This window comes from Haloarcula rara (genome assembly GCF_029338235.1).
Taxonomy (GTDB): Archaea; Halobacteriota; Halobacteria; order Halobacteriales; family Haloarculaceae; genus Haloarcula; species Haloarcula rara.
Map to the genome: position 1 here is coordinate 1,853,270 of NZ_CP119785.1, position 24,628 is coordinate 1,877,897.

Consider the following 24,628-nt stretch of genomic DNA (forward strand, 5'->3'; position numbering starts at 1 on the left):
GTCGTGGCCGACTGGGCTCTTCAGCCCTGTGCCCCAGGGGCCCAGTTGCGGGGGCGGGACATGGATTAGACTAGTCTAAATAAATAGTTCGATAACAACGATTAATAAGTTGGCGCGCCCTATCTCCCGTAATGACGAACGAGACGCGACAGACGACGGACAGACGGGGCCGCTCACGTCGCCAGGTGCTCGCCGCCGGTGGCGGACTCCTCGCGACCGGACTTGCGGGCTGTCTCGGCGGGAGCGCGGCCTCGCGCGACCCGGTGGCGGTGGCCTCCTTCTTCAGTTTCTACGACTTCGGCCGCGAGATAGCGCGCGAGACGCCCCTGACCGTGGAGAACCTCGTCCCGACGGGGCTGCACGGCCACGGGTGGGAGCCAAACGCCAGCGTCACGCGGGACGTCATCGAGGCCGACGCCTTCGTCCACGTCGGCCCGGGGTTCCAGCCGTGGGCCGACCGTGCCATCCAGACGCTGCAAGACGACGACGTCGACACGGCACTCATCAACGTCCGGGAGGGCGTCGAACTCGTCGACCTGGCGGCGTCGCTGGACCCCGACGAGGAGGGCGTCGGCGAGGAGCAGGGGAAGGACCCGCACTTCTGGCTCGACCCACAGCGGGCCGCGCAGTCGGTCGACAACATCACCGAGGGCTTTGTCGACCTGCTGCCCGACCACGAGGACACCTTCCGCGAGAACGCCGAGACGTACAAATCCGACGTTCTAGCGCGCATCGACGACGACTACCGGGCTATCTTCGACGCCGCCGAGCGGGACGTGGTGCAACTGGCCGCTCACAACGCCTTCCAGTACATCGGCGTCGCCTACGGCGTCGAGATGCGCCCCATCGTGACGAATCTGGCCGCCAGTGACGACGTGACGCCAGCGGATATGCGGGACGCCCAGGCGTTCATCAGGGAGAACGACATCCGATACATCGCCAACGGCGTCTTCGAGTCCCGTCGGCCGGCCAGGCAACTGCTTTCCGAGACCCGCGTCGAGGCGTACTTCCCGGTGACGCCCTACGCCGGCGTCCGAGAGGACTGGGTGGCCAAAGAGTGGGGCTACGAGGAGATAGCGGACACCATCAACATGCCCACCTTCGAGGTCGTCCTCGGCAACACGGCGCCCGAAGACGCCGGCCCCGACGGCTGGGCCGAGGAGTGGCGGAACTTCGAATGAGCGACCAGACCGCAGACCCCGTGGTTGCCCTCGACGGCGTGACCTTCGGCTACACGGCTACGCCGGTCGTCGAAGATATCACACTGGAAATCGACGCGGGCGAGTACGTCGCCGTCGTCGGCCCGAACGGCTCGGGCAAGTCCACGCTCATGCGACTCGCGCTCGGCCTGCTCGAACCCGACACCGGCCGGGCCCGGCTGTTCGGGGAACCCGCCAGCACGTTCGACGACGGCGACAGACTGGGCTACGTCGCCCAGCACGCCAGCGCCGCGAAATCGATGCCCATCACGGTCCGGGAGGTCGTCAAGATGGGACGATTCCCCCACGTCGGCTTCGGCCGGCTCTCCGCCTCGGATTGGGCCGTCGTCGACGACGCTATCGAGACCGTCGGGATGACTGCCTTCAGCGACCGGCGGGTGACACAGCTCTCGGGCGGCCAGCGCCAGCGGGCCTTCATCGCCCGGGCGCTGGCGGGTGAGGCCGACTTGCTAGTACTCGACGAGCCGACCGTCGGCGTCGACGTCGAGTCCGTCGCCGACTTCTACGAGCTGCTCGACTCGCTCCACGCCGAGGGCATCACCGTCCTGCTCATCGAGCACGACCTCGGCGCCGTCACCGAACACGCCGAGCGCGTCGTCTGTCTCAACCGCGAGGTCTACTTCGACGGCCCGACCGACGAGTTCGTCGCGGGCGACGCCCTGGGCCGAGCGTTCGGGACCGCGGCGAGCCTCGTGGGGGACGAGAAATGAGCGCCCTCGCGCTACAGACCGGCCCGCTCGACCTCGTCTTTGCGCCCTTCTACTGGGTGCTCGCGCTCTGGTCCGGGCTCATGGACTGGCTCGCCGCCGCGACCGGGCTGGAACTGCTCCAGTACGGGTTCATGCACCGGGCAATTCTCGTCGGCATCTGCATCGGCGTGATGGCCCCGCTCATCGGCACCTTTCTCGTCCATCGGCAGCTCGCGCTCATCGGCGACGCGCTCGCCCACACCGCCTTCGCCGGGGTCGCCATTGGCCTGTTTCTCAACGCGGTCCTCGACCTGGGCGTCTCGCCGTATCTGACGGCGGTCGTCGTCGCGATGCTCGCCGCGCTGTGTATCGAACTCATCACCGAGGCGACCGACGCCGACAACGACGTCTCGATGGCTATCGTCCTCTCGACGGGCTTCGCCCTGGGGACGACGCTCATCAGCCTCAACGCCGGGGGGCTCTCCGTCGGTGTCAACCAGTTCCTCTTCGGGAACCTCTCGACGGTCTCGGCCGAGAACGCGGCCATCCTGCTCGCGCTCTTTACGGTTATCGTCGGTGTCGTCGCCGTCACGCGCAACCAGCTGCTCTATGTCACCTTCGACGAGACCGCCGCCGCCGTCTCCGGGCTCCCGGTCCGCTGGTACAACCGCGTGACGGTGATGCTGACGGCGATGGTCGTCGTCGGCGCGATGCAGATAATGGGCGTCATCCTCGTCGCCGCGATGCTCGTCGTCCCCGTCGCCGGCGCGACGCAGGTCTCCCGGAGCTTCAGCGAGTCCATCCTCGTCTCGGTCGTACTGGCCGAACTGGCGGTGTTGCTGGGTATCGGCGTCGCCTACTACGCCGAGGCGACTGCGGGCGGGGTCATCGTCCTCGTGGCCGTCGCCATCTACGTCGCTGCCGTCGGCCTCGGCAAGCTAAAGGACCGCGTCGGCGACACGACGGCCCCGGTCGCGGGTCCGGCCGGTGCCGAGGAGACGGACGCGGACTGACCGAGCGAGGATTTCGGAACCGATATATCTGGACTCGTAAATATCTCTCTCACGACGGGCGATGGAGTCCGCCTGCCCCAACCACCCGGTCGCTCGCTGCGGTCGCGACGGGGTTGATGACTCCTTCTCCAGCCAGTCGCTATGACAGAGTCACACCCACTGCTGACGGTCGAAACGATTGTCCTTATCGGTATCGGCGGCTTCGCCGGCTCGAACCTCAGGTACTTCGTCGGGTCACTGGTCCCCGGGCTACAGGGCACGCTCCTGGTCAACGCCCTGGGGAGCTTCGCGCTTGGCTTCCTGCTGTACGAGGCGATGCATCTGGGCCTCCTGGCCGACGAGACAAAGCTGGCCGCGACTACCGGCTTCCTCTCCTCGTTTACCACCTACAGCACCTTCGCCGTTGAGACCGCCCTGACGCCCGAGTGGGCCGTGGCCAACGTCGCCGCCAGCTACGCGCTTGGCTTCGGCGGTGTCTTGCTGGCCCGCCAGGCCGTCGCCGTCCTCGAACGGAGGGAGCACCGATGGTGAGCATCGAGCCCGCCCATCTGGTCGGGACCGGCGGCGCCATCGGCGCCCTCTGCCGGCACTATCTCGGCGCGGCGGTCGACGTCGAGGGGTTCCCGATGGGGACGCTCACCGTCAACATCGCCGGGAGCTTCGTCCTCGCGCTGGTCACCTTCGCGGGTCTCGGGAGCGACATCCTGCTGTTCGTCGGCACCGGCGCCTGCGGCTCGTTCACGACGTTCTCGTCGTTCTCCTTCGACACCGTCCACCTCTGGGAGTCGGGCAGGCACCTGCAGGCCGGATTCAACGCCATCGCGAACCTGCTCGGCGCACTGGCGGCCATCGGGCTGGCGTGGGGCCTCGTCGCGCTGGTCGGCCTGTAGGACGCTGCCCCCGTTCCCTGGTCCCGTCCTCGCCCTTTGATTTTTGCCCGACCATTCAAATATGAACCCGCGACCACCCCGGCCTATGCTGTACTCACTGTGGCGTGACGAACGGGCGATAGAGGGGCTCCCAATCAGGCTGGTCATCGCGCTGGTCGTCGGCGTGGCCTGTCTCGGGGTGATGATGAGCACGATATCGGGGGTGGAAACACTCCAGGTGACAGAGGTCGACGTCGAACCCGACCCCGAGGTGACGGGGCCGGGCGACACCGACGTGACGGTCACCGTCGTCGACCCGAAGGGGTCGCCGGTCGCCGGCGCAACGGTGGTCGCAAAGAGCGGGACGGCCACACTCGACAGCGTCACGACGGCAAAGGTCGGCGACGACGGCGAAGCGGAGCTGTCGCTGGACCCATCGTTGGGGCCGAACCAGCAAGAGGGGACGGTAACGTTCTCGGTGAAACCGCCGTCGAGCGGGAACTACCGTGACGAACAGTCGAACACGGAGCTACTGGTGGTGAGAAACAAGTAGCGTATCAGTCGTGACGAATCTCAGACCGGCCCCAGGACTGCGGCGCGGTCGGACGTGCGATGGTCCCCCCGGCTACGCGTCCCAGTCTATCCAGTCTTGCTCCCAGCCGGCGCGGGACTGGGCCGACCGCTCGGCGCGCTCGCGGTCCTCGCGGCGGGTCCGGTTGCGCTCGACGGTGTCGGCCTGCTCGCCCTCGACGAGCATCGGCTGGAAGGCGACGCTGCCCAGGCGCTCGGCCCGGCCGTCGGCGTCGACGATAGCCAGCGTCTGCTCGTTCGCGCCGAGTGGCATCACCAGTCGCCCGTCGTCGGCCAGCTGGTCGAGCAGGGCCCGGGGCGGTTCGATAGCCGCCGCCTCCAGTAGAATCCGGTCGTAGGGGGCGTACTCTGGCAGCCCCTGGCGCCGTCGCGGCGGTCCACGAGGACGGCCTCGTGGCCCGCCTCGGCGAGGTTCGAGCGCGCTTCGTAGACGAGCCGGCGGGTGATGTCGATGGCCTGCACGCGGGCGGCGCCGACTCGCTCGGCCAGCACAGCGGCCGTGTAGCCGACGCCGGCGCCGACGACGAGCACCTCGTCGCCCGCCTCGGGGGCGAGCGCCTCCAGCAGGCGAGCGGCCGTACTCGGCGAGAGGACGCGGGTCCCCAGTCGCTCGAAGGGCCGGTCCGAGTAGGCCTGCTGCTCGCCGACGAAGGCCTCGCGCGGGACCGACCGCATCGCTGCCGAGAGCCACTCGCTCTGGACGACGCCCTTGCTCTCGTGTTGCAGGCTGTCGACCATGTCGCCCCGGAGCACCGCTGGGTCCATAGTCGAGATTCCAACCGGAACTATAAGAATGGCCCGACGCCGGTCCCGACCCGTCGCCGTCGGGCGGTCAGTCCGGCTACCAGGCCGACCAGGCGGTCGAGGACTCGTCGCGGACGTAGAGGCGGTTAATGTCCTTCGCGAACACCATGTCGCCGTCGAAATCCAGCTTCTCGTGCTGGTAGCCTTCGGCGTCGTCGCGGACGTGGATGCCCTCGACAGTGAACTCCTCGTCGCCGAACTGCTCGGTCTCGCCGACGGTGAACTCGTAGTCGCCGGGGACCTGGAGCTTGAAGCTCTCGGTCTCGTCGTGGCGGCCGTCCTTCGGGTGCATGGTGACGTTGACCGCGACGTTCCCGACCGCGCGCGACCAGATGGTCCCGACGGCCTCGACCGGGGCTTCTTCGGTGCGCCCCTCGTCGGTCTCCAGGCTGGTGATGCGGGCGGAGACGACTGCCTCTTCGGTCTCCAGCAGGAACTCCTCACCGACGGCCAGCTGTTCGCCCTCGGGAACGTCGACCTGTGCTTTGAACGATTCGCCGTCCTGCGAGACGACGACGTCGCGCTGGACCGTGGTGTCCTCCGGCAGCGTCTCTTTGTGGACGTGGTCACACTCCGTACAGCGGACCGTGACGTGGCCGCCGGGCTTCAGTACCTCGTGAACCGTCTCGATGTCCGGCGAACAGGCCGGACAGGGGAGCCCGATTCGCTCCCCGGGTGTCGCGTCGCTCATACGGACGTGTTCTCCGCGGGGGCGTAAATGGTCGTCGCACCGGCGCTACGCGTGGTTCGCTTTCTCACTCTCCTTGCCAAACAAATTTATCGCTTCAGCGAGACCATCCGATGATGTTGCCCGCCTGGTCCCGTTCCGATTCGCTGGCCGCCGGCATCACTATCTTGGCGGCACTGTTCGGTATCGCTCTCTGGCCCCGGCTGCCCGCCGAGGTCGCCATCCACTTCTCCGCGACGGGCACGCCGAATGACTACGTCCCGAAAGCAATCGGGGTCGCCCTGCTTCCGGCCATCATGCTCATCACGCAGCTGGTGCTGACGGTCGGCACAGCTGTGGACCCCCCGTCCCATCCGCAGACGGGTCCGGCTATCACGGTTGCGACGACCGGTTTTCTCGCTCTCGTCCACGTTCTCGTCCTCGCCTGGAACGCCGGCTATTCGGTGCCACTGGAGGGCTTGCTGGTCGCCTCACTCGTCTTCGCGGCGCTGCTTGTCGGCTACACCGTCTGGCGCGAGGAGTTCGCTATCAGCTGACCGGCAACACAGTGGCGCCACCAGAAGACAGGAGTCATCGCCCTCTCCGCCAGGAGGTTCGGTTTCTCGGTCGCGGTTCCGTGACGGCTCACTCGCCACGAGGAAGTTCCACTTCCTCGCCGCGCTCGCGGCTCACTGCGTTCACGGGTCGCTGTGCTCCCCGTTCACCATTGAGGGCCTCACTTAGTTCGGCCCTCGCTCTCACCGCTCACCTTGTGGGAGGTCTACGACCTCCCCGCGTTCGCGGCTGCGCCGCTCACTCACCACGAGGAAGTTCTACTTCCTCGCCGTCCGCATAGACGGTCGGCTCCGTCAGGATACCGTCCAGATGGATGGGCGCGTGGGTGTCCCCGCCGATGGCGTGGTCGTCGCCGATGGCGATGTGGACGGTCCCCCCCGCTTTCTCGTCGAGCAGCACCGAGCCGACGAGGTCGGTGACGGCGACGTTGGTCCCGATTCCCAGCTCGGCCAGGTTGTAGGCGTCCTGGCCCACCTCCTCGGCGGCGGTCTCGACCTGCTCGCGGATGTCGGGGTCCGAGATGTCGGTGACTGTGCCGTCCTCGACCTCGAAGGAGAGGAGCTTCCCGTCGAGTTTCCCGTGGGGGCGCATCGTCCCGTCGACGACGAAGGTCCCGTCGGCCGTTTCGGGCGCGATGAACACCTCGCCGGCGGGGAGATTCGACATCTCGCCGGCGTCGTGGACGATGCCGGTGTCGAGATACCACTCACGGTCGCCGACGGTGAAGGTGATGTCGGTGCCCTGGGGCGTGGTGACGCGAATCTCGTCGGCGTCGCCGACCTGCGTGAGCACGTCCTCGCAGTGCTGTTCGATGGCCTCGTAGTCGGCGTCAAGGCCCATCAGGAACACGCCCTCGGTGATGCCCGGCAGCGTGGCGACGCGGGCGCCGGCGGCGTTGGCGTCGCTGCGGGCCTCCGTATGTGTGAGGCTCTTGGTCGTCGGCGCCAGCACCACGTCGGCGGTCCGCATCGCGCCGGCCACTGGGCGGGGCGGTTCCTCGCCGTGCTGCTCGCCCGGCGGGTAGCGCACGAAGACCGTGTCGTCGGTAATCTCGCCGGCCACCCGATAGAGGGCCTCGCCGATGGCCTTGCGCTTGTCGTCAGTGATGACCGCACACGACTCGCCGGGACGGAGGTCCATGCACTGCTTGATGGCCGTCTCGGCGGGGACGCGGAGCGAAGAGTTGTCCATACCCGGGCCTGGGTCCCTGAGGAATTAACTCTTGGTGGGGCCGACGCGCCGTCGTCAGGTCCTGTTCCGTGGTATCGTGTGACGGGTACAACTATCCGAGTAAGAATCTTTAATCATTAATCACAAAGAATATATTCCATGGCAGGGAACCCACAGCCATGCTCCATGTGGGCATCAACGGCTTCGGCACGATCGGCAAGCGGGTCGCCGACGCGGTGCGTGTCCAGCCGGATATGACGGTCGCTGGCGTCGCCAAACGCTCGCCGAACTTCGAGGCAACCATCGCCGTAGACCGGGGCTATGACCTCTTTGCCGCCGGCGAGGACGGCGCCGCGCCGTTCGACGCGGCGGGGCTCCGGACCGCGGGCACGGTCCGGGAGATGGTAGCGGCCAGCGACGTGGTCGTCGACACCACGCCGGGCGGGGTCGGCGAGACCAACGCCGACCTCTACGCCGACCACGACACGCCGGCCATCTTCCAGGGCGGCGAGTCGGCCGACGTGGCCGAGGTCAGCTTCAACGCGCGGGCCAACTACGACACCGCCGTGGGCGCCGACACCGCCCGCGTGGTCTCCTGTAACACGACCGGCCTCTCGCGGTTGTTCGCGCCGCTACAGGAGTCCTACGGCATCGAGAAGGCCCGGGTGACGCTGGTCCGTCGCGGCGGCGACCCCGGCCAGACCGGTCGCGGCCCCATCAACGACACCTTGCCCGACCCGGTCGAGATTCCCTCCCACCACGGTCCCGACGTCCAGACGGTGTTCCCGGACCTCGCCATCGACACGATGGGGATGAAGGTGCCGACGACCCAGATGCACACCCACTCGGTCAACGTCACGCTGGAGTCGGCCCCGACCGCCTGCGAGGTCCGGGACCTGCTCGGCGCGGAGTCCAGACTCTTCCTCATTCCCGAGACGCTGGGCATCGACGGCGCGGGCAAGCTCAAGGAGTACACCCGCGACGCCGGACGCCCGCGCGGGGACGTCTGGGAGAACTGCATCTGGGCCGAGTCCGTCACCGTCGAGGGCCGCGATTTGTATCTGTTCCAGGCCATCCACCAGGAGGCCGACGTGGTGCCCGAGAACATCGACGCGGTGCGGGCGCTCTCCGAGCGGACCGCCAGCGCCGAGCAGAGCATCCACCGGACCGACGAGGCACTCGGCGTCGGGCAGGGGCTCGTCCAGCACGAGTCCGAACCAGCTCGCGCCGAGGGGACCGCGGACGACTAGTTTCCGGGGTCGGTAAACAGCGTCCCCTGCGCTTCCAACCGAATTTCTGAGAGCCAGAAAGCCCTCGGGAGCGTTCACTGCCCTTGCTAGTCGAACAGCCCGGCGACGTCGTCGTCCTTCTGGCGTTCGCGTTCGACGTGGTTCGAGAGGTGGGCGTAGACGAACCCGCGGTCCGCCGGCTCCTGCACGAACGCGAACAGCTGGCCGACGAACCGACCTTCGCCCTTTTCGTCCAGTTCTTTCCGAGCGTAGTCGACGGCGTCGGCGACCACCGCCTCGTCGTAGCCGTCGGCCTCGGCCAGTACCTCGGCAGCGACCGCCGCCGCCTCGAAGTCGAGGTCGCCGTAGCCCACGGCGACGCCCTCGTGGGTCAGTTTCGGCGGGTTGTCCCAGTCGACGCTCCCGGGGTCGTCGGCTACTCGCGCGAGGAAGGGTCTCACGTCGTCGAGGTTGACGCCGCGGTAGTCGGCGGGTAGCGCCGATAGATACTCCCCCGCGCTCTCGGCGAGCCCCCGGGCGCCCGACCAGTTCTCGTCGGTGCCGTGGTGAACGACGGCGGTGAACTGGATGAGCCCGTGCAGGAATCGCTCTTCGTCGCCCGCATCGAGGTCGATCCAGTGGTCCTCCCAAGCGTCGTGGGCGGCGTGGTATCGGCCGGCGTTGTAGACGGTGATGCCGGCCCGAAGGTGGGCGTGCATAGATACTAGTGGCGAGTCGACGCGGAAAACCCTGTCTTCGATGCGTGCCGGGACTGGGCCCCATCGACAAGCGATGCTGGGTATAGACATTCTCTCACGTGGCTCGAGCACCGCCCTTCGCTGTTTAGGTCAGCACCAAAAACGCGGCGACAATAGCGGTACAGTACAGAAACACTAGCTGCAGCACCGACCCGGCCCACTGCCTGACGGCCGACGTCTATGGGTCGTTGAGAACAAACGCCTGGTCGGTTTTGGGGTCGTAGTACGCAGTGCCGTCGGCCTGGTTTGCGATCCACTCTGCCCCCCTGCTTTGCCCCCTCCTTGGGGCTTTGGTGACTGATACCATCGGGAAACGGATTCACGCTTCAGTTGGTGGAGCCGTTTCGCTGGTAGGTAAATTCGACCGCCGGGCAACAGCCCCATTCCGGATCGCTACTATCCCGTATGTCGCAGACGTGACTCTCCTTGACCTGACACGGGACCGGGACTGCTCGATTAGCACTCGAACGAAGCCATTGCTCCCGTTTCGAGCAGTCGCGTCGGTACAGAACGTAGACGAGGAACCCGGCGCCCACAGCGATGGCGTCGAACCCCAGCAGAAATGGTATCCCTCGCGACGTATCCTGGTACAGGGCCACTGCGAGCAGGAGCAATGACATGACAATGTATAGCTACTCGAAGGACTTGTCGTTCGAGCTGTTGTCTCGCATCGCGTCGAGACGGCGCTCCCGCTCCCGCTCATCCATTTATTTACCATCCTGAAAATTCCTGGCAATAACTGTTTCGGCGCACTGAGCGGCTGTACTCGCGGTGTTCGCCGTTCGGCGCTGGTAACCGATCCCAGGGTCCGCCTCTACTCCATGTAGCCGAGCTGCTGCAACCTATCGGCCACTTCCTCACTGGTACCCTCACCACGGGCGCCGATGTCGATGGGGTCGCGCTCGCCGACGGAGCGCTCCTCGCTATGGATGGGCAACACCTCGCCGACCATATCGGTCGGGATGTCGACGCCGTGGGCGGCCAGGATGGTCGGCGCCATATCCGTAATCGAAATCTGGTCGAGTTCGCCCTCGCTCGCGAAGTCGGGTCCGCTGGCCAGGAAGATGCCGTTGCGGGTGTTCTCGGCGGCCCAGCGGTCCGGCGCGGTCGTCACCTCGCCGCCGCCGATGCCGTCGTTGACGTGGACCCCGTCGCGCATATCCACGACGACCTCGGGGCCCTCGTCGACGTACTCGCCGCTGTAGACCTCTTCGCCGCGATAGACGCCGTCGAAGACTTTCCCCTGGCTGTCCTCGACGGCCCGCAGGTCTTCGATGAGCTGGTCACGCACCGATTCGGGCGTGCCGGGAATCAGGTAGATGGGCCCCTGGCCGCTGGCGACGGCCTGGGTCTTCGTGAGGTCGATGGCTTCGAGCTTGCGGGCGCGCTTGGCCCCGGCGCTCTGGGGGACCAGCTGCTGGATGGACTCGGGGACAGTCTTGGCAAGCAGGTCGACGACGCCAGCCTTCTTGGCTACCCCGAGGACGTTCTCGCGGGTCAGCCCGAGCGGCCGGAAGAAGTCCTCGACGGTCCGCTCGTGGGCCTGGTAGCCGTTCTGCTCGAGCCACTCGTTGATGTAAAACTCCGTCGTGGTGGCGCCACAGCCGTGGTCTGACATCAGAACGAGATTGAGGTCGTCCATCGCGGCCAGTTCACCCAGCCACTCGTCTATCATCTCCCAGGCGCGCTTGGTCGGCTCGTCGTTCCAGAAGAAGTGCTGGAGGACGTTCAGGTAGAACAGCGTCACGTGGACAAAGTCCAGCTCCTCCTCTTCGAGCAGGTGCAGGGACACCTCGAAGCGGCTGTCCATCACGTCGAGGATGGCGTCGACCTCGGCGCCCCGTTCCTCGTTCGAGGACAGTAGCGGGTCGGGATGGACCCGGTAGTCGAACAGCTCTTCCAGTTCGTCTTCCAGGCCCTCGGGCGCGGCGTAGCCGCTGTCGATGCTTCGGTATTCGCCCTGGACGGCGTCGGGGCCGCCGGCGACGACGGGCCCGCCAATGTCCCGGGGCGGGTACATCGTCGGCATGTTCACCACGCCGGGGGTCTGGCCGTCGTCGGCCAGGTAGTCCCACAGTTCGGCCGTCTTGAAGTCGCCGCCCTTGGCCACGTCGATGCGCTCGTTCTCGAGGTCGATGTGCTCGAACCAGAACACGCCCAGGCCGCCCGGGTCCTTCCCGGCGGAGTAACACTTCCAGTTCGGGAAGGTCACGGGCGGGAGACAGCTCTCGGTCTCCGCCCAGGTGTGGTCTTCCCGGAGCGCGGCCAGGTTCGGCAGGTCGCCAGCCTCAAGCCACGGGTCGAGCAGCCGCCAGCTCGCGCCGTCGAGCCCGACGACGAACGTCCGCGTCATACCCCAACTCCCCGCGAGCGCCCCAATAGGTCTTTCCGTCTCGTCGCGGCGGTATGACAAAACGCATATATACGGTTGCTGAATATCGGGCAAATAGTGCGTACCGTCGCCGTCATTCCCGCGTACAACGAATCCGAGACCATCGGACCGGTCATCGAGGAGACCGGAGAGTATGTCGACCGGGTCGTCGTCGTCGACGACGGCTCCAGCGACGACACCGCTGCCATCGCCCGCGAACACGGCGCCGTGGTCGTCGAACACGTCTTCAACACGGGCGTCGGCGGCGCGGTCCGGACCGGCTACCAGTACGCGATCAAACACAACTACGACTGGGTCGTCCAGGTCGACGCGGACGGCCAGCACGACCCGGCGAAGATTCCCGAACTCCTGGAGGTCGCGACCGACGGCCACGACATGGTCATCGCCAGCCGCTATCTGAACGAGAGCTACCAGGACTACTCGGCGACGCGCAACGTCGGCATCCAGTTTTTCACTCGGCTGGTCAACGCGCTGGGCGACATCGAGATTACGGACGTGACCAGCGGCTTTCGCGTCTACCGGGTGTCGATGCTCGAATCGATACTCCACCGCGGGGACAAACACTGGGCCATCGAACAGACACTGGAGGCCGCCAAGGGCGGCTACCGCATCACCGAGGTGTCGACGAAGATGCCCACCCGCGAGGAGGGCGAGTCCCAGTTCACCCTCGACACCTTCGCGCTGTATCCGATTCGGATGACCGACACTATCCTCCGCGTCCTTCTCTTTCGCTAACTATGGTCGAGTACACCCTCGTCAACCTCATCGCGCTGGTCGTCGGTATCGCCTTCCTCGTCAACGGCTACATGATGGTCAAACAGGGACGGGAGGCCATCGCGCTCTTCGTCGTCTCGCTGGCCATCGGCGGCGGGCTCATCGTCGTCGCGGTGTTCCCCGACATCTTCCGGGTCGTCGCGACGGTCCTGGGGCTCGAACTGAAGGCGCGGGCCATCCTAGTCATCTCCAATTTGACGCTCTTTGTCGTCGCAACCTACCTGTTCAACCGCATCGGGAAGCTCTACGACCGCCTCTCGCGGCTCAACGAGGAGGTCAGCCTGCTGCGCAGCGAGGTCGAGGAACTCCGAAATGAGTGACGCCGCCGGCCGCGCAGTACTTTCCATCGACGTCGAACTGTTCGACCAGACGCCAGCCTACCGGTCGGCCGAGGGGACGACGGACCAGCAGGGTATCGGCCTGCACGGACTGGAGTGGTTCTGGGAGACGCTGGTAGAGCGCGACGCATCGACGACGTGTTTCGTCGTCTCCTCACTGGTAGAGCGCTACCCAGACCACGTCGAGGCGCTGGCCGACGCGGGCTTCGAAATCGCCTCCCACACCCACTCCCACCAACTGCTCTCCGACCTCGACGCCGACGAGCGCCGCGAGGAACTGGCTTCGTCCCGGGAGCGGCTCGAATCGCTCACCGGGCAGTCCGTCACCGGCTTTCGTGCCCCCGTCTTCGACATCACCGACGACCACTTCGACCTGCTCGCCGAGACGGGCTACGGCTACGACTCCAGTGTCGTCGCCAGCCGTGCCATCCCGGGTTGGTACGGCGGCGAGTACGACCTCGAAACCCCCGCACCGGCGACGGCCGTTGACCCCGACGCGCCCGCCGGTCTCGCCGAACTGCCCGCCAGCGTGATGCCCGGACTGCGCCTCCCACTGACCGGGACGTGGCTGCGCTTTTTCGGCCCGCGTTACACCGCGCTGGGGATGCGCCTGCTCGCCCGGCGGGGAATTACGCCGGTACTGTACGTCCACCCCTGGGAACTGGTCGGGCTGCCGAAGGTCGAGGGGGTCCCCGCGCGGGTGTACTACCACACTGGCGAGTGGATGCGCGAGGCGCTGCGCTACATCCTCGACCAGCCCTTTGATTTCGTCACTGCCCGGTCCGTGCTCGAGGGCGCCCTCCCGGACGGGACTGACCAGAACCGACCCGCGGACGGGCAACGGAAGGGGTAACGTGACGGCGAGCCGGCGCGATATAGCGATTTCGATACTGCAGTACGGCGTCGGCATCGCCGCGCTCGCGTACCTCCTCTCGCAGGTCGATATCGCCGCCGTCAGCACGCGACTCCGGGCCACCGAGCCAGACGTGCTCGTCGCCATCGTCCTCGTCACCCTCGGCGGCGTCGTCGCCCGCTTTGACACGTGGCGGGCGGTCCTTGCACCCTTCACACACGTGGCGCTGCTGACCGCCGGCCGCGTCGACCTGGCGGTGAACTTCGTCAACCAACTGCTCCCGTCGCGGCTCTCCGGTCGCCTCGCCGCGCCCTTCATCCTGAAAGCTGAGACCGGTATCGACTACGGCGACGCGACCGCCGCCGCGGGCGCTCACACAGGTATCTACGCCGTCTTCTACGGTCTCGTCTCGGCCGTCGGCCTCCTCGCCATCGTAGGCCGCGTCTCCACCGGTCTGTTGCTCCTGCTCGTCCTGTCGACGGCGCTGTACCTCGTCGCCGGCGTCGTCGTCCTGCTGGCTGGAATGAACCTCACCGTGCTGGACCGGCTGGTCGGCGTCCTGGCGTCGCTGGCCGAGCGAGTTCCCCGATTCGGGAGCGCGCTCGCCGACCGGGTCCGGGCTATCCCCGACATCACCGAGGCCTCTGCGGACGCCTTCGGCCGCATCTCGACGGACCCGCGCATCTGGCTGCGCTACGGTGCCGGGTGGGCCCTCGCGCTCGTCGTCGCCCCCGGTATCCGGGTCTGGCTACTCTTTCTCTCCTTCGGCGCGGCGGTCGACCCACTCTTGCTCCCGCTCTACCTGGTGACGGCCTACAGCATCACGCTGCTCCCGCTCACGCCCGGTGGCATCGGGGTCACGGAGGCGACCGCCACCGCCGTCTTCGTCGGGCTGGGCGTCCCCGAGGCGGTCGTCATTCCCGTCATCTTCCTCGACCGGTTCCTCGGCGTCTACGTCCCCGCTGTCGTCGGCTGGTACCCAACGCTCGATATGGATCTATCGGTGTTGTAGTGGTTCTGTTCGTCTCGCTCCTCGTGGGTTCGACTCACCGTTCCGTGGATGACTCGCCCCTTCCAAGACGACGCAGGTAGCACGGCCGGCTATTGACAACTCAGTAGTAGTATTGGGAAAAAAGAACAATTTTACGCCACACATCCATAGTCCGCCTATGGACGAACCCCAGTTCACACTCTATCGTAGCTGTACCCCAGTTACGGATGTGATATACGAAGCAGACACAGCCAGGACACCCACCGATGCCATCGTCCACGCACTGGCAACGGCGACCGATACCGAGCCCACCGAGTTGACCCCATTATACGACTCTATCGATACAGAGGCGCTCAACCAGATGTTCGGTGAGCACGGCGGAGCCAGAGATGCTAAAGCGGTTCTGGGTTTCCAGGTCGAGAACTGGAACGTATTCGTTCGCGGTGACGGACGCATCCGCGTCTGTGACGCTACCCGCCAGACCGACCCGGAACCTGTGTTCCAGGGGAAGCCGGCTTGATAACCCGCCCGACGCCCTGCGCCCGGAGCTACTGGCCAAAGAGCTAACGACCCGGGCTCTCTGCATCCGATATGGCCGAAGACGACGAACTCGAAACCATCGTCGCCGGCGGCGTCACGATGCTGACGTTGCTGGTCGCGTTCGGGCTCATGTTCGCCGGCGTCCCCTGGTTCTGGGTGGCCTTCCCCGCCGGATTCGGCGGGTTGCTTCCGATGGCGGTGGGCGCGACGCGGCTCTACCAGCGTCGACAGTCCGCTGACAGTAGCTTCAGGACCGACGAGGACGACGCGCTGGCGACGCTTCGGGAGCGCTACGCCCGTGGCGAGCTCACCGAGGCGGAGTTCGAGCGACAGGTCGAGCGGTTACTGGAGACGGAGGACGTCCGGACGGCCCGCGAGCAGGGTCGACCGCGCCGCGAACAGGAGCGTGAGCGCGACTAGTCGAAGGGGTGTTCGTGCGGGCTCGTACAGGGCTCGGTACGCTGGAGGATGAGGGTGTACTGGTTGGCTCTGAGCTCCTGTTCGTCGGCGTACTGGTCGGTCTGTGGGACGACGCCGTAGCGCAGCAGGTCCGTGTAGTCGCCGGGCGTCGCCCGCTGGGGGACGAAATCCGGCGGCCGCTCGCCGAACTCGGCGGCGATTTCGTAGTCGGTCTCCTCCTCGACCAGCGAACGGATGTACTGATACTCCGGTTCCCCGTTGCGGTAGTAGGTGCCGTTTTTCAGATACAGGAGGTCACGATAGCCCAACTGGATGTACTCGGGGCAGGGGCTCTGGGCCGCGCGATCCAGGGACTGCTGGTTGACGTTCATCCCGTGGGGTATCGCGGTGTCCTGGATGTTCACGCGGTACACCTCTACCGTGTCGTTCTCGTCGGCGTTGTCGACCAGCCACGATTCGGCTTCGTCCCGGGGCATCGAGGCGAACCCGACGGTGCCCATGCCGGCGTATATCGCCGTCGTCACGAGCAAGAGAGCCATCACGGGACGGGCGACGGCCGGGTTCCACTCGCGCAGGTCCGAAAGCGCGTTCGCCAGCAACAGCGCCAGCAGCGGGAACGTCGGCAGCAGGTGGTGGACCCGGAAGTCGTGCCACTGGGAGAACATCCCCACGTAGAGGACGAGCATGACGAGCACGAGGACGATGCCGTACCGACCCTCGCGGCGCTTGCGCAGCCCCGCGACGCTCCCGACGACACCGGCGACCGACGCGAAAAACAGCGGTAGCCCCATCCCGCTGAAGTACCCTCGCAGGAACCACCACGTGATAGGTGCGTCCGGCCCGGTCGGCCAGTCCACCCGCGAGGCCGAGCCGCCGAAGATACGCTCTACTATCTGGTCGAACCCGCCCACCATGAACGTCGGGAAGCCGAGCAGTATCGTCACCAGCCCGAGCGTCGCGCCGGTGACGAGCAGCCGCGGGGAAAGCAGGGTCCTGACAGTGTCTCCGTCACTCCGCAGCGCCCGGAGGGCGTGTGCGGTCCCGACCGCCAGGATGACCGGCGCGGCGGTGAGCTTGAACGCGATGGCGGCCCCGCCACAGGCCGCACCGACGTAGAAGGGCAGCCGCTCACCACTGTCGACGTAGACGTACAGGAAGTTCAGCGCCAGCAGGACGAAAAACAGCGCTGGCATATCCTCGCCGCCCTCGTGGGCGATGGTGAGAAAGCCAAAGGTCAGCGTGAGGATGGTCGCGGCCAGCCTGCCGGTCGCCCGGTCGACCACGGCGGTTCCGAGCCGGTAGGTCAGGTAGACAGAGCCAAGCGCGAAGGCGACGTTGAACAGCCGGACGAACGCCATGCTCCAGGTCCACACCCACTCGGGCGTGCTTGCCCACAGGTCGTAGTATCCAAAGGCCGGGTTCGGGTAGCCAATCGACGTGAAGATGTCCCCGCGGCCGGTCACCAGTGCGACGACGAGGACCGGCAGCAGCGCCAGCGCGAACAGGTACAGCGTCGCGCCGAAGGGGACGCGACTCCACTTCACGCCGTTTTGGAGCGACTCGATGCTCGGGTCCGCCAGCACCCGCCCGTAGGGGACCATCGCGTCTATCAACCGGTCCTTCTCGTCCCGCGTCGCGAAGTTCGGGATGCGGTGGAAGAACCAGAAACTGGCCAACAAGGTCGCAGCGACCATGATGTAGGGGAGGTACGGGTCGGTGCGAAAGTCCTCTCGGACCTGCGACCGCACCCGGTCGAACAGCACTCGCCCGGGACTTAACATACCTCGACAAACCCCCAGGGACGACAAAAGTCGTCTGGTCTCACGCGGACGGTACCTGTGACCGACGTTGCGGTCTCCGAACCATACTGTCGCTTTCGGGCGCCTACCGCCGGGCTACAGAATTTCTCATCGGGCGCGTGAACGCGCGCTAACCATTAAATCTCAGACGTAACCGGTAGTAATTTGTAGCGGGTTCTCTACCACGTGATATGAACCAACTGACGCTACGCCGCGGGCTGCTCGTCGTTGCAGTGGTCCTGCTCGTCGCAGTGGCCGGCTGTAGCGGCCCCTCCGGCGGCGCCACGCCGACGGCCAGTGAGACAGCCAACGGGACAGCCAGCGGAACCGAGAACGCCACCACGACGCCGGCAGCGAGTACGGATACGCCGGGGGAACTCGGGACGGTCACCGAGGAGGGAGAGCCGGCGCCACCGGAGACCGAGACCGAGTCGGCTCCTGACCTCGAAGCCAACAGCTCCGGGGCCGACCTGGACGGCGAAGAACTGAACAACGCGACGCGGGCTGCCGTCGAGGACGCCGGCTCGTACACGACCGAGTCACGCTCCTTTACCGCTTTCCGGTCACAGCGTGGCCAGACAGTTACCAGCGGGACCAGCACGACGCAGGTCGACCTCGAAGCCGGGCAGGGACTTCGCATCTCGGACCAGTCGGTCGCCAGCCAGCGGGGCACGCAGAACGTCTCGACGACCGTCTACACCGAGGGCAACACGTCCTACCGGCAACGCATCACGAGCCAGGGAACGAACTACTCCACGCAGGAGGGCGCTCGCACCAACCGCCGTGGTATCATCCCCGTCAACACCAGCAACTTCTCACAGAACCTGACGGCCGTCACCGCCGGGTTTGTCTGGGAGACGAACGGCACAACCACTGTCGACGGTGACACGGTGACGGAGTACACGCTCGCCGGTCTCGAGGACCAGGATGAGTTCACCGAGGGTATCCAGGGCACGCTGACCGATATCAGTGGGACGCTCTCCGTCGATGACGACGACGTCATTCGACAGGTATCGCTTACTCGTGAGGTAGAGAGCCGGACCGGAACGTCGACGCTACAGAGCCAACTCGCGCTTTCCGAAATCGGTTCGACCACCGTCGAGGAGCCCGAGTGGACCTCGGAAGCCGAGGACGCCGACTCGTCCTGACCGCAGCCGTCAGACGACTGTTTAATCGACCCGCTGACACCCCTTCTCACTGCTCTTTTTTGTGTTGTAGTAGCCCGCCCAGTCAGCGGTGCGCTCGTCACGGCAGTCCTGCCAGTTGCGGTGTTGTGCTGCAGAGAAACGTCCGGACGGAGTTCCACGCGAGCGAAGCGAGCGTGGAGTACGTCCGTACGTGAACGAAGTGCATCGTCCAGCGAGATTTGAACTCGTGAAGACGTTCCGGGTCGCTCACTTCGTTCGCTTCCCGGGCGTGCGCCTTCTCTGCTCAAATCTCCTCGGTCGTTTTCACATTCCACACACTCCTCGCTGTCGCTCGTCGCGTTGTGGAATGGAAAACGTCCGGACGGAGTTCCACGCGAGCGAAGCGAGCGTGGAGCACGTCCGTACGTGAACGAAGTGAACGTCCGGACGGAGATTTGAACCGAGGCGAGAAATGCTCGCTTCGCTGCGCGTTCCTCGCGTGTTCAAATCTCCTCGGTCGTTTTCACATTCCACACACTCCTCGCTGTCGCTCGTCGCGTTGTGGAATGGAAAACGTCCGGACGGAGATTTGAACTCCGGTCCCTGGCTCCGCAAGCCAAGAGGATAGTCCACTACCCTACCCGGACTCATGTTGGAGGAGGGTGGTCGGTATGAAAAGGGTGACGGTTCGACCCCCGTACGCGAGGCGTGCTCATACCACGCTCAAAGTCGCGTTTGACCCACGGAAAAGGCCTTTGTTTCAGGGGATGCATCGCCGTGTATGAAACGACGAACGCTCCTCGGCGCTATCGGTACGACCGGTCTCGCCGCGCTCGCGGGGTGTCTCGACGACGGTGGCGGTGACGGGACCCCAACCGACACCGGCACAGCCACCGAGACTCCCACACCGATGCCGACGCCGGCACCGTCGCTTACCGGCTCCGGGTTCGAGGTCGACTCGATAGAGGGTGGCACAGAGACCGACAGCGCGACTGTCAGTGCCGACGGGACGGATGTCGTCGTCGAGGGGACCATCTGGGGGGAAAACGGCTGTCAGACCGCCGAACTCGGCAGCGCCAACTACAACGACGGCACGCTGACCGTCGCCGTCGAGACGGCCGAGGATTCGGAAGCTGGCGACGCTTGTACCACGGCAACCGTCGAGATCGACTACACGGCGACGGTCGAGTTCGAGAACGGGACACCGGAGACCGTCGTCGTCACGCACGACCGTGGCGACGGGCCAGAGTCGGTCGTGACCACCTCGCCGTAGCGACCGGAGATTTATATCCGATAGCGGGGCCACCCTGTCGTATGGCGAGTTCGAGGACAGAACCGACAGACGGTAGCGGGTCGCTGTGGCAACGACAACGCTTAAGCGCGCCCCAGACCTGGCTCCCATAGATAATGGGCGAGATAGCAGACATCTACGCGGACTTAGAGACCGACGTCTCCGAGGAGGAGTTCCGCGAGGCCGTCGAAGAGAAGGTCGAACAGATGGGTGGCCTCGCCGACGAGGAGACCGCGGCGATGTTGCTGGCCCACGAACTCAACGAGGGGGAAGTCGAGACCATCGCGGACATCGAGCCGGGGATGGACGAGGTGAAGTTCATCGCGAAGGTGATGGCCATCGGCGACCTGAAGACCTTCGAGCGGGAGGGCGAGGACGAGGACGGTCGCGTCATCAACGTCGAGGCCGCAGACGAGACCGCCAGCGTCCGGCTGGCCTTCTGGGACGGCCAGGCCGTCGACATCGACGACGGGATGCTCTCTGTTGGCGACGTGCTCCGCGTGAAAGGCCGCCCCAAAGACGGGTACAACGGCCTCGAAGTCTCCGTCGACAAGGCCGAAGTAGACGACGACGCCGCCGTCGACGTCGAACCCGGTGACGGGTCGACCGTCGAGGCGCTGACGATGGGGCAATCGGACGTGAGCCTGCGCGGGCTGGTGCTGGACACCGACAGTGTCCGCACGTTCGACCGCGACGACGGCAGCGAGGGGAAAGTGTCGAACCTCACCCTGGGCGATGAGACCGGCCGCGTCCGCGTGACGATGTGGGACGACCGGGCCGACCGCGCGACCGAAATCGAGCCAGGCACCGCCGTCGAGGTGGTCGACGGCTACGTCCGCGAACGCGACGGCTCGCTGGAACTGCACGTCGGCGACGACGGCGCCGTCGACGAGATAGACGAGGCCGTCGACTTCCAGCCCGACGCCGACCCCATCGACGGCGTCGAGATAGAGCAGACCGTCGACATCGCCGGTGTCGTCCGCTCGGCCGACCCGGTCCGCACGTTCGACCGCGACGACGGCAGCGAGGGACAGGTCCGGAACATCCGCATCCAGGACGCCACCGGCGACATCCGGGTCGCGCTGTGGGGCGACAAGGCCGACAAGGACATCCAGCCCGGCGACGAGGTGCTGGCCGCCGACGTGGAGATACAGGACGGCTGGCAGGACGACCTCGAGGCCTCCGCGAGCTGGTCGTCGACTATCGTCGTGCTGGACGACGGCGCGAGCCCCGCGCCCACGCCCGAGGAACAGGCAGACGACCAGCACGCCGGGCTGTCCTCCTTTGGCGACGGCGGCGACGAGGGCGACACCGGCGTCGAGTCGACGGCAGCGGCGGGCACCGACGGGGGCGCTACGTCCGACGCCGCCGGCGCCAGCAGTGGCGCACAGGCCGCCGAACAGGTCGAATTCACCGGCACCGTCGTCCAGACCGGCGACCCGGTCGTACTGGACGACGGCGAGCAGACGATGAGCGTCGAGACGGGCGAACGCGTCCAACTCGGCCAGGAAGTCACCGTCCGCGGGGTCGTCGATGACGGCCGACTGGACGCCGACGACGTGTTCTGACGGAAACGACGCTACGGAAACTCTTAAGACCGCAACACTCCCGATTGTGGGTATGAGCGTCGAGCTTCCGTTCGCGCCCGTCGATGCGGTCATCCGACGGAACGCGGACGGGTTGCGGGTGAGTGCTGGCGCGGCAGAGGAACTGGCACGCAGAATCCAGGACCGCGGCGCTGCCCTCGCCACCACGGCCGCAGAGGAAGCGACGCGTGACGGCCGCAAGACGCTGATGCCCTCGGACTTCGGCGTCGAGGGCGTCCCCGACAAGGACGGTCTCGAGCTCCCGGTCGCGCCGGTCGACCGCATCGCCCGCCTCGACATCGACGACGACTACCGCGTCGCGATGGACGCCCGGGTTGCGCTTGCCGATATCCTCGAATCGTTCGCAGACGACGTCGCTGCCGCCGCCGCCGACCTCGCCCGCCACGCCGACCGGCGGACGGTCAAGGCAGCAGACGTCGAGACGTACTTCGAACTCGCCAAGTACTACTGAATGAACTTCGGCTACCGCGAGGTCTGTCTCGACCACGACACCGGCGAGCGCCACCCCGAGAGCCCCGACCGACTCCGGGCGGTCCGACGCGCCCTGAAGGAGTGCCACGGCGTCGACTACGTCGCCGCCGACGACGCGGACATCGACGTCGTTCGGGAGGTCCACGACGCCGACTACATCGAGGAGTTCCGCGAGTACTGCGACGACGGCGGCGGCCACTGGGACGCCGACACGGTCGCCGTCGAGGCGACGTGGGACGCCGCGCTGGCCTCGGCGGGCCTTGCCGTCTGGGCCGCCCAAGAGGCCGGTCCCGACGTTCGGGCCCGACAGACTCCCTTCGCGCTCGGTCGACCGCCGGGCCACCACGCCGTCGGCGACGACGCGATGGGCTTCTGTTTCATCAACAACGCCGGCGTCGCCGCACAAGCCGCCCTGAACCAGGGGGCCGACAGCGTCGCCATCTTCGACTGGGACGTCCACCACGGCAACGGCACACAGGACATCTTCTACGACCGCGGCGACGTGTTCTACGCCTCCATCCACGAGGACGGTCTCTTCCCCGGCACCGGCGATATCGACGAGACGGGCGTCGGCGACGGTGAGGGAACGAACGTCAACGTCGTCTATCAGCCCGGCGCCGACACCGCCGACTATCTGGCCGCTATCGACGAGGTCATCGCGCCCGCAATCGCCGACTACGACCCGGACCTCCTGCTGGTGAGTGCCGGCTTCGACGCCCACGAACACGACCCCATCTCGCGGATGCAAGTGAGTACGGAGGGGTACGGGGTGATGACCCAGCGGATGGTCGAGCTGGCCGACGACTGCGACGCCGGCCTGGGCTTCGTGCTGGAGGGTGGCTACGGACTCGACACGCTCTCGGATTCTATCAAGATGGTCCACGAGGTCTTCGACGGCTACCAGCCGGTCGCCCCCGACGACGACGTGAGCGAGGCGGCCCGCGAGGTGCTCGACGAGGTCGCCGCTCAGGGATTCGGCTCGAAATAGGCCGCCAGGTCGACGCCGAACGTGTCTGCGAGTGTCGCGATATCCGAACCGACCAGCACCTCGTATCCGTCTTCCAGTGCCGATTCGACGTGTGGACCCAGACGCACGGACAGCAGCGCGTCGCTGTCCAGGAACGCCTCGACTCGCTGGAACTCGCGGGGCCGCTCGACGACGTAGCGGTCGCCGTCGATGTAGGGGCCCGCCACGTCGGGGTCGTCGGCGTAAGTGTCGTAGAACCCGCTTGCGTGCTCGCGCACGTGGACCGGCGGCCCCTCGTGGCGCTCGACGGCCGGGCGTTCGGCGACGCTCAGTTCGACGAGCAGGGCGGCCGCGCCAGCGAGGTCGGCGTCTGCCCCGTCTGTCGCGTGCGGGTTGTCACTCCCGCCCGCACTATCTGTCGCGTGCGGGTTGTCACTCCCGCCCGCACTATCTGTCGCCAGCGCCGTCGACCGGAACACGTCGAATCCCCGCCGGTCGAGTTCCTCGGTCAGCCCCGTCAGGGACTTTCTGAGCTGGGGCCAGAGCTGGTCTTCGACCACGTCGGGCCTGGCAAAGCGCACCGCGACCGGCGTGGTCCCGCGGCGCTTGACGGCGGCGGTGACGGCCTCGGCGCCGTAGGCCGCCGGCTCGCTCGGCTCGAACAGCGACTCGCGCGGGTCGGACAGGAGCGCCCGTGCGTAGTGTTGCAGGCGAGCGACGTTGTCCGCCGAACACACTGCCGCGACGTTGCGGTCGGGGTCGGTCGGGTCCACCACGACGAGCGGGTCGTCGAACTCGGTGGTCCCGTGGGCTTCGGGGTCGAATCTCACCGGTGGGTGCCAGTCGGCCGCCGCCGCGACGAACTCCCGGAACCCGCCGTACTCGACCGTGAGTAGCTCCGTCAGGTAGCCCGAGAATCCCCGCGTCCGGAGGTCGCTGCCGTAGACGCCGATACCTTTCAGGAACTGTTTGGTGACACGGACCTCGCCCGCGAGTTCGTCGTCCAGCCGGGTCGCCAGATACCGCGTGTGGAACGGCGTCCGGTCGACAGCCGACTGGATGGCCGTCGCGTCGTCGACGGCGTAACACGGGACCAGGTCGACAGCGTAGCCGTCGACCGCCCCGACGACGTAGGGATGTTCCGCGTACTCCTCGTGACCCTCGGGGAGGACGGCGTGACCCACCTCCAGTCCGTACGCCTCCAGCTCCGACCGTTCCAGGTCGGGCGGGAAGGCGACGAAGACGTCCACGTCGCGGTCCCCCGCGGTCCACGTCCCACGCGCTGTGGACCCGACCTGGAGTACCTCCGCGTCGACCGGGAGGTCCGCGACCGCCTCGCGTGCCCGCTCCATCACCGTCGCCGCGGCCCGCTGTAACCGCTCGCGCTCCGTCTCGCTCGGGGAGACCCGCTCGCGAACCCGCGAGACGACGGCGTCGAACTCGTCACTCATTGTCCGTGGCTTCTCCGAGAG

General features: G+C 66.5%; 26 protein-coding genes, 1 tRNA gene, 1 pseudogene and 1 riboswitch. Of the genes and pseudogenes, 19 read left to right on the top strand and 9 right to left on the bottom strand.

The window, feature by feature from the left end; translation table 11 throughout:
* Positions 1-131: 131 nt before the first annotated feature.
* The 6 genes from P1K32_RS09870 (at position 132) to P1K32_RS09895 (ending at position 4,344) form a co-directional block, all read left to right on the top strand.
* A complete protein-coding gene (locus tag P1K32_RS09870; protein ID WP_276249567.1) occupies positions 132-1,181 on the top strand; it encodes a metal ABC transporter substrate-binding protein in 1,050 nt (349 codons plus the stop codon).
* Positions 1,178-1,930, top strand: a complete 753-nt coding sequence (locus P1K32_RS09875) for a metal ABC transporter ATP-binding protein (protein WP_276249568.1) — start codon at positions 1,178-1,180, stop codon at positions 1,928-1,930. The genes P1K32_RS09870 and P1K32_RS09875 overlap by 4 nt, the downstream gene beginning before the upstream one ends.
* On the top strand, positions 1,927-2,922 hold the full coding sequence (locus P1K32_RS09880; RefSeq protein WP_276249569.1) for a metal ABC transporter permease: 996 nt from the start codon (positions 1,927-1,929) through the stop codon (positions 2,920-2,922). Before P1K32_RS09875 ends, P1K32_RS09880 begins: the two co-directional genes overlap by 4 nt.
* A 48-nt stretch (positions 2,923-2,970) precedes the next feature.
* Positions 2,971-3,055: riboswitch (Fluoride riboswitch) on the top strand.
* Between the two features lie 8 nt (positions 3,056-3,063).
* Positions 3,064-3,453, top strand: coding sequence for a CrcB family protein (locus P1K32_RS09885; RefSeq protein WP_276249570.1), 390 nt, complete (start codon positions 3,064-3,066; stop codon positions 3,451-3,453).
* Complete coding sequence (crcB, locus tag P1K32_RS09890) at positions 3,447-3,812, top strand: fluoride efflux transporter CrcB (RefSeq protein ID WP_276249571.1); 366 nt, start codon at positions 3,447-3,449, stop codon at positions 3,810-3,812. Before P1K32_RS09885 ends, crcB begins: the two co-directional genes overlap by 7 nt.
* Positions 3,813-3,897: 85 nt before the next feature.
* Positions 3,898-4,344, top strand: a complete 447-nt coding sequence (locus P1K32_RS09895; protein WP_276249572.1) for a DUF7382 domain-containing protein — start codon at positions 3,898-3,900, stop codon at positions 4,342-4,344.
* A gap of 72 nt (positions 4,345-4,416) precedes the next feature.
* Here P1K32_RS09895 and P1K32_RS17795 read toward each other — a convergent pair whose 3' ends face one another.
* The 3 genes and pseudogenes from P1K32_RS17795 to P1K32_RS09905 form a co-directional block, all read right to left on the bottom strand.
* Complete coding sequence (locus P1K32_RS17795; protein ID WP_379691470.1) at positions 4,417-4,635, bottom strand: hypothetical protein; 219 nt, start codon at positions 4,633-4,635, stop codon at positions 4,417-4,419.
* A pseudogene (locus P1K32_RS09900) lies at positions 4,636-5,147 on the bottom strand (protein-L-isoaspartate O-methyltransferase family protein); the annotation flags it as partial.
* Positions 5,148-5,223: 76 nt separating this feature from the next.
* A complete protein-coding gene (locus P1K32_RS09905; protein ID WP_276249573.1) occupies positions 5,224-5,877 on the bottom strand; it encodes an HVO_0476 family zinc finger protein in 654 nt (217 codons plus the stop codon).
* Between the two features lie 113 nt (positions 5,878-5,990).
* Here P1K32_RS09905 and P1K32_RS09910 point away from each other — a divergent pair, with 113 nt between their 5' ends.
* Complete coding sequence (locus tag P1K32_RS09910; RefSeq protein ID WP_276249574.1) at positions 5,991-6,410, top strand: DUF1648 domain-containing protein; 420 nt, start codon at positions 5,991-5,993, stop codon at positions 6,408-6,410.
* Between the two features lie 256 nt (positions 6,411-6,666).
* Here the strand turns inward: P1K32_RS09910 and P1K32_RS09915 are convergent, their stop codons facing one another.
* Positions 6,667-7,620 carry an aminopeptidase gene (locus P1K32_RS09915; protein WP_276249575.1) on the bottom strand — a complete coding sequence of 318 codons (954 nt, stop codon included), beginning with the start codon at positions 7,618-7,620 and terminating at the stop codon, positions 6,667-6,669.
* A gap of 158 nt (positions 7,621-7,778) precedes the next feature.
* Between P1K32_RS09915 and P1K32_RS09920 the strand changes: the two genes are divergently transcribed.
* The gene (locus tag P1K32_RS09920) at positions 7,779-8,849 is read left to right on the top strand and encodes a type II glyceraldehyde-3-phosphate dehydrogenase (RefSeq protein WP_276249576.1); all 1,071 of its coding nucleotides are present in this window, start codon (positions 7,779-7,781) and stop codon (positions 8,847-8,849) included.
* 86 nt (positions 8,850-8,935) lie between these two features.
* On the opposite strand, the gene P1K32_RS09925 is transcribed toward P1K32_RS09920, so the two are convergent.
* Together P1K32_RS09925 and P1K32_RS09930 are read right to left on the bottom strand one after the other, a co-directional pair.
* On the bottom strand, positions 8,936-9,547 hold the full coding sequence (locus tag P1K32_RS09925; RefSeq protein ID WP_276249577.1) for a DUF309 domain-containing protein: 612 nt from the start codon (positions 9,545-9,547) through the stop codon (positions 8,936-8,938).
* An 853-nt stretch (positions 9,548-10,400) separates the two neighbouring features.
* Positions 10,401-11,939 (bottom strand): alkaline phosphatase family protein, encoded by a 1,539-nt coding sequence (locus P1K32_RS09930; RefSeq protein ID WP_276249578.1) that lies wholly within the window; start codon positions 11,937-11,939, stop codon positions 10,401-10,403.
* Positions 11,940-12,035: 96 nt separating this feature from the next.
* Here P1K32_RS09930 and P1K32_RS09935 point away from each other — a divergent pair, with 96 nt between their 5' ends.
* From P1K32_RS09935 to P1K32_RS09960, 6 genes are all read left to right on the top strand, one after another.
* Positions 12,036-12,713 (top strand): glycosyltransferase family 2 protein, encoded by a 678-nt coding sequence (locus P1K32_RS09935; protein WP_276249579.1) that lies wholly within the window; start codon positions 12,036-12,038, stop codon positions 12,711-12,713.
* Positions 12,714-12,715: 2 nt separating this feature from the next.
* Positions 12,716-13,072, top strand: a complete 357-nt coding sequence (locus P1K32_RS09940) for a DUF2304 domain-containing protein (protein WP_276249580.1) — start codon at positions 12,716-12,718, stop codon at positions 13,070-13,072.
* Entirely contained in the window at positions 13,065-13,943 is an 879-nt protein-coding gene (locus P1K32_RS09945; protein ID WP_276249581.1) for a polysaccharide deacetylase family protein, read from the top strand. Before P1K32_RS09940 ends, P1K32_RS09945 begins: the two co-directional genes overlap by 8 nt.
* 1 nt (position 13,944) lies before the next feature.
* Positions 13,945-14,955, top strand: a complete 1,011-nt coding sequence (locus tag P1K32_RS09950; RefSeq protein ID WP_276249582.1) for a lysylphosphatidylglycerol synthase transmembrane domain-containing protein — start codon at positions 13,945-13,947, stop codon at positions 14,953-14,955.
* 208 nt (positions 14,956-15,163) lie between these two features.
* Positions 15,164-15,454, top strand: coding sequence for a HalOD1 output domain-containing protein (locus P1K32_RS09955; protein WP_276249583.1), 291 nt, complete (start codon positions 15,164-15,166; stop codon positions 15,452-15,454).
* Positions 15,455-15,525: 71 nt separating this feature from the next.
* Entirely contained in the window at positions 15,526-15,894 is a 369-nt protein-coding gene (locus tag P1K32_RS09960; protein WP_276249584.1) for an SHOCT domain-containing protein, read from the top strand.
* Here P1K32_RS09960 and P1K32_RS09965 read toward each other — a convergent pair.
* Positions 15,891-17,675 (bottom strand): ArnT family glycosyltransferase, encoded by a 1,785-nt coding sequence (locus tag P1K32_RS09965; protein ID WP_276249585.1) that lies wholly within the window; start codon positions 17,673-17,675, stop codon positions 15,891-15,893. The two genes, P1K32_RS09960 and P1K32_RS09965, sit on opposite strands and share 4 nt — an antisense overlap.
* A 209-nt stretch (positions 17,676-17,884) precedes the next feature.
* Between P1K32_RS09965 and P1K32_RS09970 the strand changes: the two genes are divergently transcribed.
* Positions 17,885-18,841, top strand: a complete 957-nt coding sequence (locus P1K32_RS09970) for a DUF7537 family lipoprotein (protein WP_276249586.1) — start codon at positions 17,885-17,887, stop codon at positions 18,839-18,841.
* Between the two features lie 553 nt (positions 18,842-19,394).
* Here P1K32_RS09970 and P1K32_RS09975 read toward each other — a convergent pair.
* Positions 19,395-19,467 (bottom strand) — tRNA-Arg (locus P1K32_RS09975).
* Positions 19,468-19,601: 134 nt separating this feature from the next.
* Between P1K32_RS09975 and P1K32_RS09980 the strand changes: the two genes are divergently transcribed.
* The 4 genes from P1K32_RS09980 (at position 19,602) to P1K32_RS09995 (ending at position 23,177) form a co-directional block, all read left to right on the top strand.
* Positions 19,602-20,093 carry a hypothetical protein gene (locus P1K32_RS09980; protein WP_276249587.1) on the top strand — a complete coding sequence of 164 codons (492 nt, stop codon included), beginning with the start codon at positions 19,602-19,604 and terminating at the stop codon, positions 20,091-20,093.
* Between the two features lie 134 nt (positions 20,094-20,227).
* A complete protein-coding gene (locus P1K32_RS09985; protein ID WP_276249588.1) occupies positions 20,228-21,679 on the top strand; it encodes a single-stranded DNA binding protein in 1,452 nt (483 codons plus the stop codon).
* A 52-nt stretch (positions 21,680-21,731) separates the two neighbouring features.
* The gene (locus P1K32_RS09990; protein WP_276249589.1) at positions 21,732-22,169 is read left to right on the top strand and encodes a histone; all 438 of its coding nucleotides are present in this window, start codon (positions 21,732-21,734) and stop codon (positions 22,167-22,169) included.
* Positions 22,170-23,177 (top strand): histone deacetylase family protein, encoded by a 1,008-nt coding sequence (locus tag P1K32_RS09995; RefSeq protein WP_276249590.1) that lies wholly within the window; start codon positions 22,170-22,172, stop codon positions 23,175-23,177. It begins immediately after the preceding gene.
* Here the strand turns inward: P1K32_RS09995 and cca are convergent.
* Positions 23,156-24,607, bottom strand: coding sequence for a CCA tRNA nucleotidyltransferase (gene cca / locus P1K32_RS10000; protein WP_276249591.1), 1,452 nt, complete (start codon positions 24,605-24,607; stop codon positions 23,156-23,158). The two genes, P1K32_RS09995 and cca, sit on opposite strands and share 22 nt — an antisense overlap.
* Positions 24,608-24,628: the final 21 nt, after the last annotated feature.

Excerpts from the sequence above, each read along its gene's own strand:
- P1K32_RS09930 (WP_276249578.1), bottom strand. The coding sequence starts at position 11,939 with ATGACGCGGACGTTCGTCGTCGGGCTCGACGGCGCGAGCTGGCGGCTG.
- P1K32_RS09870 (WP_276249567.1), top strand. The coding sequence starts at position 132 with ATGACGAACGAGACGCGACAGACGACGGACAGACGGGGCCGCTCACGT.
- P1K32_RS09925 (WP_276249577.1), bottom strand. The coding sequence starts at position 9,547 with ATGCACGCCCACCTTCGGGCCGGCATCACCGTCTACAACGCCGGCCGA.
- P1K32_RS09995 (WP_276249590.1), top strand. The coding sequence starts at position 22,170 with ATGAACTTCGGCTACCGCGAGGTCTGTCTCGACCACGACACCGGCGAG.
- P1K32_RS09960 (WP_276249584.1), top strand. The coding sequence starts at position 15,526 with ATGGCCGAAGACGACGAACTCGAAACCATCGTCGCCGGCGGCGTCACG.
- P1K32_RS09915 (WP_276249575.1), bottom strand. The coding sequence starts at position 7,620 with ATGGACAACTCTTCGCTCCGCGTCCCCGCCGAGACGGCCATCAAGCAG.
- cca (WP_276249591.1), bottom strand. The coding sequence starts at position 24,607 with ATGAGTGACGAGTTCGACGCCGTCGTCTCGCGGGTTCGCGAGCGGGTC.
- P1K32_RS17795 (WP_379691470.1), bottom strand. The coding sequence starts at position 4,635 with ATGCCACTCGGCGCGAACGAGCAGACGCTGGCTATCGTCGACGCCGAC.
- P1K32_RS09990 (WP_276249589.1), top strand. The coding sequence starts at position 21,732 with ATGAGCGTCGAGCTTCCGTTCGCGCCCGTCGATGCGGTCATCCGACGG.
- P1K32_RS09895 (WP_276249572.1), top strand. The coding sequence starts at position 3,898 with ATGCTGTACTCACTGTGGCGTGACGAACGGGCGATAGAGGGGCTCCCA.
- P1K32_RS09910 (WP_276249574.1), top strand. The coding sequence starts at position 5,991 with ATGTTGCCCGCCTGGTCCCGTTCCGATTCGCTGGCCGCCGGCATCACT.
- P1K32_RS09945 (WP_276249581.1), top strand. The coding sequence starts at position 13,065 with ATGAGTGACGCCGCCGGCCGCGCAGTACTTTCCATCGACGTCGAACTG.
- P1K32_RS09920 (WP_276249576.1), top strand. The coding sequence starts at position 7,779 with ATGCTCCATGTGGGCATCAACGGCTTCGGCACGATCGGCAAGCGGGTC.
- P1K32_RS09980 (WP_276249587.1), top strand. The coding sequence starts at position 19,602 with ATGAAACGACGAACGCTCCTCGGCGCTATCGGTACGACCGGTCTCGCC.
- P1K32_RS09965 (WP_276249585.1), bottom strand. The coding sequence starts at position 17,675 with ATGTTAAGTCCCGGGCGAGTGCTGTTCGACCGGGTGCGGTCGCAGGTC.
- crcB (WP_276249571.1), top strand. The coding sequence starts at position 3,447 with ATGGTGAGCATCGAGCCCGCCCATCTGGTCGGGACCGGCGGCGCCATC.
- P1K32_RS09905 (WP_276249573.1), bottom strand. The coding sequence starts at position 5,877 with ATGAGCGACGCGACACCCGGGGAGCGAATCGGGCTCCCCTGTCCGGCC.
- P1K32_RS09880 (WP_276249569.1), top strand. The coding sequence starts at position 1,927 with ATGAGCGCCCTCGCGCTACAGACCGGCCCGCTCGACCTCGTCTTTGCG.
- P1K32_RS09940 (WP_276249580.1), top strand. The coding sequence starts at position 12,716 with ATGGTCGAGTACACCCTCGTCAACCTCATCGCGCTGGTCGTCGGTATC.
- P1K32_RS09875 (WP_276249568.1), top strand. The coding sequence starts at position 1,178 with ATGAGCGACCAGACCGCAGACCCCGTGGTTGCCCTCGACGGCGTGACC.
- P1K32_RS09985 (WP_276249588.1), top strand. The coding sequence starts at position 20,228 with ATGGGCGAGATAGCAGACATCTACGCGGACTTAGAGACCGACGTCTCC.
- P1K32_RS09970 (WP_276249586.1), top strand. The coding sequence starts at position 17,885 with ATGAACCAACTGACGCTACGCCGCGGGCTGCTCGTCGTTGCAGTGGTC.
- P1K32_RS09885 (WP_276249570.1), top strand. The coding sequence starts at position 3,064 with ATGACAGAGTCACACCCACTGCTGACGGTCGAAACGATTGTCCTTATC.